Annotated in this window: 10 protein-coding genes; all 10 read right to left on the bottom strand. The window is 68.4% G+C overall.

All coding sequences use genetic code 11. The features are described 5' to 3' along the window. Positions 1-9: 9 nt before the first annotated feature. Complete coding sequence (gene ftsZ / locus IHV25_RS07660) at positions 10-1872, bottom strand: cell division protein FtsZ (RefSeq protein ID WP_192534531.1); 1863 nt, start codon at positions 1870-1872, stop codon at positions 10-12. A gap of 171 nt (positions 1873-2043) precedes the next feature. Continuing rightward, positions 2044-3363: a cell division protein FtsA gene (ftsA, locus tag IHV25_RS07655; RefSeq protein WP_192534530.1), complete on the bottom strand. Its 1320-nt coding sequence runs from the start codon at positions 3361-3363 to the stop codon at positions 2044-2046. Between the two features lie 10 nt (positions 3364-3373). Beyond that, positions 3374-4081, bottom strand: a complete 708-nt coding sequence (locus IHV25_RS07650) for a cell division protein FtsQ/DivIB (protein ID WP_274605260.1) — start codon at positions 4079-4081, stop codon at positions 3374-3376. A 290-nt stretch (positions 4082-4371) separates the two neighbouring features. Beyond that, a complete protein-coding gene (locus IHV25_RS07645; RefSeq protein ID WP_192534528.1) occupies positions 4372-5301 on the bottom strand; it encodes a D-alanine--D-alanine ligase in 930 nt (309 codons plus the stop codon). Beyond that, positions 5298-6248 carry a UDP-N-acetylmuramate dehydrogenase gene (gene murB, locus IHV25_RS07640; RefSeq protein ID WP_192534527.1) on the bottom strand — a complete coding sequence of 317 codons (951 nt, stop codon included), beginning with the start codon at positions 6246-6248 and terminating at the stop codon, positions 5298-5300. The genes IHV25_RS07645 and murB overlap by 4 nt, the downstream gene beginning before the upstream one ends. Next, a complete protein-coding gene (gene murC / locus IHV25_RS07635; RefSeq protein ID WP_192534526.1) occupies positions 6245-7696 on the bottom strand; it encodes a UDP-N-acetylmuramate--L-alanine ligase in 1452 nt (483 codons plus the stop codon). Before murC ends, murB begins: the two co-directional genes overlap by 4 nt. After that, the gene (gene murG, locus IHV25_RS07630; RefSeq protein ID WP_192534525.1) at positions 7693-8814 is read right to left on the bottom strand and encodes an undecaprenyldiphospho-muramoylpentapeptide beta-N-acetylglucosaminyltransferase; all 1122 of its coding nucleotides are present in this window, start codon (positions 8812-8814) and stop codon (positions 7693-7695) included. The genes murC and murG overlap by 4 nt, the downstream gene beginning before the upstream one ends. Further along, on the bottom strand, positions 8811-10007 hold the full coding sequence (locus IHV25_RS07625) for an FtsW/RodA/SpoVE family cell cycle protein (RefSeq protein ID WP_242018877.1): 1197 nt from the start codon (positions 10005-10007) through the stop codon (positions 8811-8813). Before IHV25_RS07625 ends, murG begins: the two co-directional genes overlap by 4 nt. After that, complete coding sequence (gene murD / locus IHV25_RS07620; RefSeq protein WP_192534524.1) at positions 10004-11515, bottom strand: UDP-N-acetylmuramoyl-L-alanine--D-glutamate ligase; 1512 nt, start codon at positions 11513-11515, stop codon at positions 10004-10006. The genes IHV25_RS07625 and murD overlap by 4 nt, the downstream gene beginning before the upstream one ends. A gap of 45 nt (positions 11516-11560) precedes the next feature. After that, positions 11561-12646, bottom strand: a complete 1086-nt coding sequence (gene mraY, locus IHV25_RS07615; RefSeq protein ID WP_192534523.1) for a phospho-N-acetylmuramoyl-pentapeptide-transferase — start codon at positions 12644-12646, stop codon at positions 11561-11563. Positions 12647-12653: the final 7 nt, after the last annotated feature.

The raw sequence follows: 12653 nt of genomic DNA, 5'->3' as shown, positions 1-12653 counted from the left end.
GCCCGCCCGTCAGTTCGCCTGACGGCGGAACCAGGCGGGATTGTCCGGACCCGCGCCGGGGCCATCGGGATCATCATCGTCCTTGCTGGAGGACACGACCTTGGCCCGGGGCTGGGCATTCTTGGGCGCGCCAAACCCGAAGAAGCGGCGCTTGAAAAAGCCCTCGCTCTGCTGCGGCTGGGAGGCCACCGGCTCGCGGCCCGGGATCGCGCCAAGCGGCGGCGGGGTCAGCTGCGCCGAACCCTTGTCCTCGCTGGAGCGGGGCAGCGGCGGCGGCGGCAGCGGGTTGGGCTGGAGCACCGTCGAGCCCGTAACGTGCTGCGCGCCGGGCTGCATGGAGGAACCCGAGGGAGCAGGCCCCGCCCCGTTGGGGAGGAAGCCGGTCTCTCTCAGGAGACCGCCGTCAGGATACGGCATCGGGCGGACAATCGGTGCCGGCGCGCTCTGGGGCATCCCCTGCGGGTGCATGGACGGGGGCGGGGCGAAAGGCGCGGGGCCAACGGGGCGGGCGGAGGCCGGAGATCCATCCCCCTGAAGCTCCGGGCGTGCGGACTCCCCCGGGCGGGGGGTCTCCCGGTCCCGGTGCATCTCCACCACCAGCTCGTTCAGCTGACCGAGCACCTCGCGCGTGGCGCCCTCGCTGATGAGCGAGGCGTTGTCGGACGCCGCCACCTCGGAACCCTTAGAGGCCGCAGCCGGCGCCGTGGACGCCGAAGCCGCCGCAGCCGAAGCCGCCGGACGGACCGGGGTCGGATAGGGGGCGCTCAGGGGCGCTGACGCCGGAGCGGTCGTGCCGCCAAGGGGCTGGAGCCCGCCGGGAGCCGCCATGCGCGACGCCGGGGCCGGAGCCACAACAGCCGGAGCCGGCGTGGTGCGGACATTGGTGTAGCCCGCGCTCTCGGCGCCGATGCCGGCCGCAACGACCGACACCCGGACACGGCCGGAAAGCTTCTCGTCCTGGGACGAGCCGACGATGATCAGGGCATCGCCCTCCACGTCCTGGCGGACGCGCTCGGCAGCCTCGTCGACCTCGAACAGGGTCAGGTCGGCGCCCCCGATGAAGTTCACCAGAACCGCCTTCGCACCCCGGATCGAGGTGTTCTCCAGCAGCGGGTTCTTCAGTGCGGTCTCGGCGGCGTCCAGAGCGCGACGGTCGCCCTCGGCCTCGCCGGTACCCATCATGGCACGCCCCATGTTCAGCATGACGCGACGGACGTCGGCGAAGTCCACGTTCATGATGCCCGGGTTGACAATCATGTCGGTGATGGAGCGCACGCCGTCATAGAGCACGTCGTCCGCAAGGCGGAACGCCTCCCGGAAGGTGGTGCGCTCGTTGGCGATCAGGAAGAGGTTCTGGTTGGGAATGACAATCAGGGTGTCAACCTCCTTGCCCAGTTCGTCCACGCCGCGCTCGGCGATCTCGGCGCGCATGTGGCCCTCGTACTGGAAGGGCTTGGTCACGACACCGATGGTCAGGATGCCCATCTCGCGGGCGATACGCGCAACGACCGGAGCCGCGCCCGTGCCGGTGCCGCCACCCATGCCCGCCGTGATGAAGGCCATGTTGGCGTCCTTCAGGGCAGCCGCGATCTCCTCCTCGTTTTCCTCGGCCGCAAGACGTCCGACTTCCGGCTCGGACCCGGCACCCAGGCCGCGGGTCGTGTCGACCCCCAGCTGGATGCGGTTTGTTGCGAGGGAGTTGGCCAGCGCCTGGGCGTCCGTATTGGCCACGACGAACTCCACCCCGTTCAGGCTGGAGCTGATCATGTTGTTGACGGCGTTGCCTCCGGCGCCACCGACGCCGAACACAATGATGTTGGGAAGTCCGGGCGTGTGCCCGGGCTCGTCGGGCGGGAGAATGGTTATCGTCATCGTCTGTACTCCGGGGTTTGCATAAGGTCGCGTTGATTGAAAAAAGAGTTACCGGTGTCAAAAACTCTGAAGGGCGGGAAGCCGGATCCGCCCGGGTACGCACAGATCACAGGCGGGCCTCCTTGCTTGGGTGTCCGGGCTTCGGCATGCCGGGGGAGACGATCCGGTTCATCAGAAATTCTCCCTCAGCCAGAGTGACAGCTTTCCGAACATGCCCGGGGGAGCGGTCTCCTCCAGGGTCTCCGGAAAGTCCGAGTGGGTGTAGAGCGTGGGCCGGGCCGCGTAGCGCAGAAGCCCGTTGGCCGTGGCAAAGGCGGGACCGAACGCGGTCTCGGCCTGGCCACGGAAGCGGATCGGATGACGCAGGTGCACGGGGCGCTCGAGGATGGCCTCGGCCAGGTCGCGCACGCCCTGAAGCTGGGAGCCTCCGCCGGTCAGCGCCACAAGGCGCGTGCCCAGACTGGAGATGCCCGGCTTCTCGAGCTTGTCGCGCACCATCTCGAGGATTTCCTCGATCCGGGGATGAATGATCTGGGCCAGCATGGAGCGCGGCACGTCCACGCAGACCTCCTCGCTCTCCCCGCCCATCTGGGGGATCCGCAGGCGGTCCCGGGCGTCGGAGGGGGAGCACAGGCAGGTTCCGTACATGACCTTCAGGCGCTCGGCCACGGCAAAGGGCGTGTTCAGCCCCTGCATGAGATCCGTGGTGATGTGCTGCGCGCCCAGGGGAACGGCCCCGGCGTAAACCGGCCGGGAGTCCGCAAACACGGCGATGGAGGTCACGCCCCCGCCCAGATCGATGAGGGTGGCACCGGCGGCCCTCTCCTCGTCCGAGAGGCAGGCAAGGGCCGAGGCAAACGGCGTCAGCAGGCGCCCCTCCACACCCAGGTGGCAGCGCCCGATCACCGTGGACAGGTTGCGAAGCGGGCCGGAGCGGAACGTCACCAGGTGCATGGTCGCGCCCAGGGTCTGGGCGTACGAGCCCACCGGATCCAGGACGCCGCTTCCGCCGTCGATGGCGTAGGACAGGTTCTGGCCGTGCACGATGTCGCGCCCCGGGGCGCTGACGTGCTCGCGGCCGAACTCCTGGAGCTTGGCCAGGTCCGACGGGCGCACGAGCCGTCCGTCCATATCCAGCTCCAGCTCGACCAGGGTCGAGTGCGGATTGCCGCCGGACAGGTTGACGAAGACGTTCTCAAGGCGGGTCTGGGCCATGGTTTCGGCGACGGCGACGCACGAGCGCACCGCGTGTTCCAGGTCATCCATGTTCGAGACCTGGCCCGCCCGGACGCCATCGGCCCGGTGATGGCCAGCCCCGATCACCCGCGGGCCAGCGGGCTCAAGGCGTGCGATCAGGCAGACAATCTTTGTGGTTCCCACGTCCAGGACGCCCACGGTCCGCTCACGGCCGCGCCAGCGGTCCTGCCCCTGGGGCCAGAGGGGATCGGGGGAGAGGCTTCTGTCCTGGTCTCGGGCTCTCATCATGATCATGCGGCGCTCCTTACGCGTCCTGCCCGGATTTCCGGGCACCGGGCTGGCGATCAGGCGCAAAGGGCGCGCGACCGGCGGGGGCCACACCCGTCCCCTCGTCCTTTTTCAGGGCCGAGCGGGGGCGGACCACAATCCGGTCAGACAGGCGCATGTCGATGGAGGACACATCACGGGCGAGGAGCGAGCTCCGGGCGTCGAGCTCGAGAAGGCGCGCAACCGCCCCCGCCGGATCCGTTTCCGGCAGGAGAACCTGGATGCCGCGCCCGTCGTCGAGGGTGTCGAGATGGAGGGTCCAGCGCCGCTCGCCCACCCGGGTGGCCGCAACCACCCGTTCGCGCAGGGCCGGCGCGGCCTCCAGAAGATCCAGAAGACCGGCGGTGGCCTCCGGCGCCCCCTCCCCCACCACATAGGGCAGGGACGGCGCGAGGTCGGTCACGTCGACAGAGACGGTTTTCCCTTCCGTATCAACCACATGGAACTGCCCCTTGTGGAACCACAGGGCCATGGGGGTGCGCTCGGACAAGCTGAGGTGCAGCCGGTCGGGGAAGCGCCGCTCCACCCGGGCAAGGGACACCCATGGAAGGGCCTCCAGACGGTCCTTCAGCGCAACGGGATCAAGCTCGAGCAGGGGCACGCCCTCCACCGGGCCGAGGGCGGCCATGATGTCCTCTGAGGGGGTCATTTTCCGACCCGCGACGGAGATGCTGGAAAGAGCCATGTCCTGAGAGATCAGCGCCGAGAACGTTGAGGAGAACGGGGAGGCGCCCTGCTCGGGACCACCATCCGACGGATAAGAATGTGCGGTTTCCGTGCCCAGGAACGTCTCCAGTGACGGAAGCCGAGCCGTAAACGTGAAAATACCACTTATGCAGGCGAAAAGAAACACCGTCGAGGCGACTCGAGTCAATTTTGTTGAATCAAGGACTTTGCTCGAGTCGCTCGAACGATATTCTACACCCTTTGGTTGATTATGTGTAGACCAAAAGGGGATATCGGCCGGGGCTGCACCTATCGCGGACATGTCGCATCTCCCACCATCCAGGACACGAGATCCTCGAAGGAAATCCCGACATGGCGCGCCTGTTCCGGAACCAGCGACGTGGCGGTCATGCCCGGCTGGGTGTTGATTTCCAGCGCATAAAGACCGGTACCGTCGTACCGGAAGTCGGTGCGGCTCACGCCCCGGCAGTGCAGCGTGCGGTGGGCCCGCAGGGCCAGGTCCATGGCCTCGCGGGTTACATCCTCAGGGATGGGTGCCGGGAGAATATGACGCGAGCCGCCGGGCGCATACTTGGCCTCGAAGTCATAGAACTGGTTGTCCGTCACGATCTCGGTCACCGCAAGCGCCCGGTCCCCCATGACCGCAACCGTCAGCTCGCGACCGGGAATGAAGCGCTCCACCATGACCTCCTCACCGAAGGGCCAGGTGTCCGCCGACAGGGGGATGCCGTCCATGTCCTCGTGAACGATCAGCACGCCGTAGCTGGACCCCTCCGCCGGGGGCTTGATCACATACGGGCGGGGCATCACCTCCCCGGCCAGGACCACGTCCTTCGGCGCAACCACGTGCTCGGCCACGGGAATGCCCGCGCGGGCGAACAGCTTCTGGGTCAGGGGCTTGTTCATCGCCACCGCGCTGGCGAGGGCGCCCGAGTGGGTGTAGGGGATGCCCAGCACCTCCAGAATGCCCTGGACGCCACCGTCCTCGCCGAAGTGCCCGTGAAGCGCGTTGAAGATCACATCCGGGTTCACGGCCTGGATGGCGCGGATCAGCTCGGGGAGATCCCGGGACACATCCACCAGGCTGACCTGGTGGCCCGAGCGCTCCAGCCCCGCCGCCACGGCCCGGCCGCTTTCCAGCGACACCGAGCGCTCGGAGGAGAAACCGCCGTGAAGAACACAGACGCGCTTGCGCGCAGGATTTGCGGTCGCCGTCATGCCGTCTCTCCCTCCGTCACCGGGGGAAGCCCGATACGCCGGACCTCCCACACAAGATCAACCCCCGAGGTCGTCCGGACCCGCGTGCGGACCGTCTCCCCCAGGGTCTCCAGATCCGACGCCGTCGCCGCCCCTGTGTTCACCATGAAATTGCAGTGGACCTCGTGCATCTTGGCGCCGCCCACCCGCAGCCCCCGGCATCCGGCCCGGTCGATCAGCTCCCAGGCCCTCGGCCCCTCGGGCGGGTTCCTGAAGGTGGAGCCGGCCGTCTTGATCCGCACGGGCTGAACGGCCTCCCGGTGCAGGCGGTCCGCCTCCATGCGGGCCTGGATGTCGGCGGCCCGGGCCGCCTGCCCCTCCAGAACCGCGGAGATGAAAATCGTGTCCTCGGGCGCGCCGCAGCTGCGGTAGCCAAACTTCAGGTCGGCAACCGTCCAGACATGGGTGGTGCCCGTGCTGTCCAGCGCCGTCACCTCGCGCAGCACCTCGCACAGCTCGTGGCCGTGGGCGCCCGCGTTCATCCGGATCGCACCGCCCAGCGTGCCGGGAATGCCGCCCAGGAACTCCATGGCCCCCACCGAGGCCTCCAGGGCCCGGCGCGCAATCATGCTCACGAAGGCGCCCGCGCCCGCCACGACCCGGTTGTCCCGGATGCTGATCCCGCCGAATGAGGGCCCCAGGCGGACCACCACGCCGGGCACACCGCCGTCGCGCACCAGGAGGTTGGAGGTGGCGCCGATAATGGTGACCGGCACATCCGCGGGGCGCGCCGCCAGAAAATCCGCAAGGTCCGAGGCATCGGCCGGACGGAAGAGAACCTCCGCCGGGCCGCCCACGCCAAGCCAGCTCCCGGCGGCCAGGGGCACAAACGGGCGCAGGTCACCGCGCGCCGCCGGCAGACGCCCGAGAAGCGCGGTGGCGCTGTCGAATGTGACGGCCGCGGTCATGGTCCGGACCTCTCGGCCGGGGCCTGCCCGGCGCCGCGGCGCGCGATCACCTCCGCCAGTTGCCGGGGAAGGGCCTGGGCCCAGTTGGTGATCGAGCCGGCGCCAAGGAACACGACCATGTCCCCGCTTTGGGCCAGATCGGCGATCCGCTCAGCAAGGGCGGCCTCGCTCTCCAGCTTTTCCGCGCCCCGGTGTCCGTGGTCGCGCAGCCCCTCCACAAGGGCGTCCGCGTCCACCCCGGGAATGGGGGTCTCGCCCGCCGAGTACACATCCGCCACCAGAACCGTGTTGGCGTCGTTGAAGGCGGTGCAGAAGTCCTCGAACAGGGTCTGAAGACGCGTGTAGCGGTGAGGCTGGACCACCGCCACAACCTCGCGCCGGGTGGCCTCCCGGGCGGCCTTCAGGACGGCGGCGATCTCCACCGGGTGGTGGCCGTAGTCGTCGATGATCTTGATGCCGTCCACCTCGCCGGTCAGGGTAAAGCGCCGCTTGACCCCCCGGAACCGGGCAAAGCCCTCTTTCAGCGTGGCGTCCGGGATTCCCAGCTCCAGACCGATGGCGAGCGCGCCCAGGGCGTTCAGGACGTTGTGCTGGCCGTACATGGGCAGGGCGATGTCGGGGATCAGGCGCTCCTCGCCGGTCTTGCGGTTGTGCACGATCACCGAAAAGCGCGCGCCGTCCGGACCAATCTCCACGTTGGTTCCCTGGACGTCGGCCTGGGGGTTGAAGCCGTAGGTCACCAGACGCCGGTCCTGGATGGTGGCGATCAGGCTCTGGACCTCGGGGTGGTCCAGGCACACGGAGGCAAACCCGTAGAAGGGCAGGTTCTGGATGAACGTGCGGAAGGCGTCGCGCAGGGTGTCGAAGTCCGCGTAGTGATCCATGTGCTCCGGATCGATGTTGGTGATCATGGCCACGGTGGCCGGGAGCTTGATGAAGGTTCCGTCGCTCTCGTCCGCCTCGACCACCATCCACTCGCCGCTGCCCAGATAGGCATTGGTGCCGCGGGCGTTGAGAATGCCGCCGTTGATCACGGTGGGGTCCATGTTGGCGGTTTCCAGAAGCTGGGCCACCAGCGAGGTCGAGGTGGTCTTGCCGTGTGTCCCCGCAACGGCGATGGACGCCTTGAGACGCATCAGCTCGCTGAGCATCTCGGCGCGCCGGACCACGGGAACGAAGCGGGCCCGGGCCTCCAGCACCTCGGGGTTGGTGGGCTTGACCGCGCTGGAGATCACAACGACCGCCGCCTCGCCCAGGTTCTCCCGGTCATGGCCGATGGCAATCTCGACCCCGAGACTGCGCAGGCGCTGCACGTTCGCGTTTTCCGAAAGGTCCGAGCCCTGGACCCGGTAGCCCAGAGTGACCAGGACCTCGGCAATCCCGCTCATCCCGATGCCGCCGATGCCCACAAAGTGAATGGGCCCGATATCAAGGGGGATCGTTCTCATCGGCGGGCTCCTTCACGGGCGGTGTCAAAAACAAGGTCGGCAAGGCGGTCGGCGGCGTCCGGAAGGGCCAGGCTGCGGGCGGCGGCGGCGGCCCGGGACAGGTCGTCGGGCGCGCCCATCAGGGCCTCGATGCGGGCGGCGAGAAGCGCAGGCGTCAGATCCTTCTGGCTCATGAGCCAGCCCCCACCCGCCCGGTCCAGAACCCGGGCGTTGGCGCTCTGGTGGTCGTCGATGGCGTGGGGGTACGGCACAAGGATGGCCGGGCGCCCCAGCACGCACAGCTCGCCCACGGTGGAGGCCCCCGAGCGGCACACCGCAAGGTGGGAGCGCACGAGCCGCCCCGGAAGATCGGAGAAGAACGGCGCCAGATCCGCCTTCAGACCCAGGGTGAGGTAGCGCAGGCGCGTTTCCTCCAGCCGCTCGGGACGGCACTGCTGGGTGATGTGAAGGCGGGCCCGGGCGGGCGCGGACAGGCGCCCCAGCGCCTCCGGCAGGAGGTCCGAGAACACCTGGGCCCCCTGGGAGCCGCCGGTCACCAGAAGCTCGAACGGACCATCCACAGCCGCCGCCTCGTAGGGCGTGTCCCGAAGCGCAAGGACAGCCGGACGCACCGGCATGCCCGTCAGGACCGTCTCGATCCCGGCGGCCGGTTTTTCCTGGGGGAAGCCCGTCGCAACCCGGCGCACCCTGGGGGCCAGCATGCGGTTGGCCCGCCCCGGGATGGCGTTCTGCTCGTGGATGACGGTGGGAAGCCCCAGACGGCTGGCCGCAAGAAGCGGAGGCAGGGAGGCATAGCCGCCAAAGCCCACCACCACATCCGGGCGCCATGTTTTCAGGAACCGCCGGGCCTCGAAGTAGCCCCGCGCCAGGTTCAGAGCCCCGGACAGGCGCCCCGCAAGGCCCCGGCCCGCGACACCCCCCGCGCGGATGCGCACGGTCTCCAGCGTCCCAAGCGTGCCCCCATAGGTCTCGCCGCGCCGGTCCGTGACCAGCACGAGCTCGGCGCCGCGGGCCGACAGGACGCCCGCCAGCGCCTCGGCCGGAAACACATGTCCGCCCGTGCCCCCGGCTGCGAGGGCCACCCGAAGCGGTGTCTGGGAACCGGATGGGGCGGTCATGGGCTGTCTCCGTGAGGTCGGTGCCGGCTGAGGGCCAGAAGCATGCCCATGGCAAGGGCGGTTGCCAGGGTCGAGGATCCGCCGTAGCTGATGAACGGCAGGGTCATGCCCTTGGTCGGGATCAGGCTGAGGGACGAGGCCATGTTGATCAGGGCCTGGAAGCTGATCAGGGCAATCAGGCCCCCGGTGGCCAGGATGGCGAACAGGTCGCGCTCCCCCCGCAGGCGCCAGGTGGCGCGCAGGGCGATGAACAGGAACAGCCCCGCGATCAGCAGGCACAGAAGAAGGCCGAACTCCTCCCCCGCGACCGAGTAGATGAAGTCCGTGTGGGCGTCCGGAAGCAGGGACTTGATGCGCCCCTCCCCGGGGCCGCGCCCCAGGAACCCGCCCTCGGTGAAGGCCCGCATGGACTGGGTGATCTGGTACTGGTCCGTGCTGGCCGGATCCAGGAACGCGTTCACCCGGTGGTTCACGTGGGGGATCAGCAGGTAGGCCAGATAGGCCCCCGCGCACCCTGCCGCCACCAGGCAGAACACCCAGAACAGGGACAGGCCCGCCAGGAAAAACTGAACGCCGAACACCGCCGAGACGATCATGGTCATGCCGAAGTCCGGCTGGAGGATCAGCATGCCCCCCAGCACTCCCAGAAGCCCGAGGGCGACCAGGTCTCCGGGAAAGCGCCGGTACTCCTTGCCGGCGGCGAAGAGCCAGGCGCAGACGATGGCGAAGAGCGGCTTGGCAAACTCGGACGGCTGGAGGGCAAACGACCCCAGCGAGATCCACCGGGTGGATCCCTTGATCTCCGAGCCCAGAACCGGCACGAGCGCAAGAACCCCCAGCACACCCAGGAAGCCAAGCGCCCCCATCCGGCGCAGCCACTTCAGGGACAGCAGGGATGTGCCCATCATCAGCACGATGGCCGCCAGGATAAACAGGATCTGGCGGTTGACGAAGTGCATGGTGTCCACGTTGATGCGCCGGGCCGCCGAGGGCCCCGCCGCCAGGATCAGGATGAACCCGAACACCACCAGGACCATCATGGCCGTGACCAGAACCCAGTCGATGGTCCAGCGCCAGTTGCTCACCACCGAGGTGTCAAGGCGGGTGAACATGGCCGGTGCCGCGTTCGGTCCGGAACCGGAGACAAAGCGCGGGGTGCCGTAAGCGGGTGTCCGGGATCGCAGATCGCTCATGAGCCCCCTCCTGCGGACGAGGGGACAGACGGGGGAGCCGACGAAGGCGAGGACGCGCCCGGGGACGGGGCGCCGCCGGGGGACGCAGTAGACGCAGGGGACGCAGCCGCCCCACCGGTGTCCAGAGCCAGGACGAGCTCACGGAACCGGTCGCCCCGATGCTCGAAGCTCTCGAACTGGTCCCAGGACGCAGCCGCGGGAGACAGAAGGACCACAGCACCGGGAAGCCCCTCCTCGCGGGCGGCGCGGGCGGCAGCCTCCACCGCCTTGTCCAGGGTTCCGCACAGGGTGGCGGGCACCCGGCCGTCCAAGGTCTCCCGGAACTGCTCCGCACAGGCGCCGATCAGGAACGCGTGACGGATGCGCCCGAACAGCGGCACGAGAGGCTCGATGCCGCCCTCCTTGGGCAGACCGCCCGCAATCCAGTAGATGGCGCTGTAGCACGACAGGGCCTTTTCCGAGGCATCCGCGTTGGTGGCCTTGCTGTCGTTGATGAAGGGAATGCCGTTCAGGGTCGCCACCAGCTCCTGGCGGTGGGCAAGACCCGGGAAACTCCGGATCCCGCGAATGATCGCGTCCGGCTCCAGACCGGCGGCCCGGGCCGCACCCCAGGCGGCGGCCATGTTCTGGGCGTTGTGGCTTCCGGGAAGGGCCGGCACCGAGGCCAGCTCGAGGACCGCCACCGGAGCGCCTCCGGTCCCGTCCACCAGCCAGCCGTCCCGCACGCCAATGCCGTTCTCCGGCAGGGTCGAGCCGGACACGGGAATGGCCCGCAGCCCGGGCTGACCGGACAGGGAGGCCAGAACCGCCCGGCTGTCCGGATCGTCCACCCCGACCAGGGCCACCCGGGCCCGGTCGCTGCGGCGCTCGAACAGGCGGGCCTTGGCGGCCACGTATCCCTCGAAGCCGCCATGGCGGGCCAGGTGGTCCGGAGTGATGTTCAGCAAGATGCCAATGTCCGCATCCAGGGACGGGGTCAGCTCCATCTGGTAGGAGGAGAGCTCAAGAACGAAGGTCTCGGCCCCGTCGGCGGGCTCGAAGTCCATAACCGGACGGCCCAGGTTCCCGCCCGTCTCCGCCGGCTGCCCCGCGGACGCCAGGATGTGGCCAATCAGGGCCGTCGTTGTGGACTTCCCGTTGGTGCCCGTGATGGCGATGGTCCGGGCGCCGGGACGCGCCTGCAAAAGAAGCTCCACGTCGCAGAACAGGGGAACCCCGCGCTCCCGGGCCTGAACGGCAACCGGGTTGGGCTCCGGGAAGGTGTGGGGGATGCCGGGGCTCCAGACGATCCCGTCCAGCCCGTCCCAGGCCGCGGCGCTGCCCGCCACGCCCGTCAGATCGCCAATCTCGAGCCCGGCCGCACACGCCGCCTCCCGGCGGGGCGCACTGTCGTCCCACACCCGCACACGGGCGCCGGACGCCACAAGCGCCCGCGCGGCGCTCAGCCCGGTCTTGCCAAGGCCCATCACCGCGTAGGTCCGGTTCCGGAAGGCATTGCTCGTGATCATGACATGCGACCCCAGTGGTTCATTCTCTGCCGTTTCCTCCCGGTCCTAGCGCAATTTCAGGGTGGACAGTCCGATGACTGCCAAAATCAGGGCGATGATCCAGAAGCGGATCACGACGGTGGACTCCGCCCAGCCCTTCTTCTCGAAGTGGTGATGCAGCGGGGCCATCCGGAACACCCGGCGCCCCGTGGTCTTGAAACTGATGACCTGAACGATGACCGAGACCGCCTCGAGCACGAACAGCCCACCCACGATGGCAAGCACCAGCTCATGGCGGGTGGCAATGGCCATGGCGCCCAGGGCTCCGCCCAGCGCGAGGGAGCCCGTGTCTCCCATGAACACCTGCGCGGGGGGCGCGTTATACCAGAGGAAGCCCAGCGCCGCCCCCACGATCGCCCCGCAAAAGACCGCCAGTTCTCCGGTTCCGGGAACGTAGGGGATCAGCAGGTACTTCGAGAACACGGCGTTGCCCGCCAGGTAGGCGATGAGCATGAAGACCACGGCGGCAATCATCACCGGCACAATGGCCAGCCCGTCGAGCCCGTCTGTCAGGTTGACCGCGTTGGAGGATCCCACCATCACGAACACGGCGAACGGAATATAGAACCAGCCGAGCTGGATAAAAAGCTCCTTGGTGAAGGGCACGGCCACGGCGGTGGCGTGGGCGTCGTCGGAGAACGACACGATCCAGAACGCCACCAGCGCCCCCATCAGCACCTGGGCCACCAGCTTCATGCGGCCCGAGAGCCCCCGGGTGTTGCGCCGGGTCACCTTGAGATAGTCGTCGGCAAAGCCGATCAGCCCGTAGCCCAGGGTCAGGGACAGCACCGCCCAGACAAAGGCGTTGGACAGGTCCACCCACAGGAGGGTCGCGAAGCTCATGGAAAAGAGGATCATAACGCCGCCCATGGTCGGGGTTCCGACCTTGGTGACGAGATGGCTTTCCGGGCCGTCGTCGCGGATGGGCTGGCCCTCGGCCTGCCTGGACTTCAGCCAGTTGATCACGAAGGGACCGATGATAAACGAGACGACCAGAGCGGTCATGACCGCGCCACCGGTCCGGAACGTCAGGTATCGGAAGACGTTCAGGGCACTCAGGACATCGGAGAAGGTGGACAGGTAATAAAGCATAAGTTTC

The organism is Phaeovibrio sulfidiphilus (genome assembly GCF_014861485.1).
Classification (GTDB): Bacteria; Pseudomonadota; Alphaproteobacteria; order Rhodospirillales; family Rhodospirillaceae; genus Phaeovibrio; species Phaeovibrio sulfidiphilus.
Note: the sequence above shows the minus strand (reverse complement) of the source record. Positions and strands in the feature narration are given on the sequence as shown.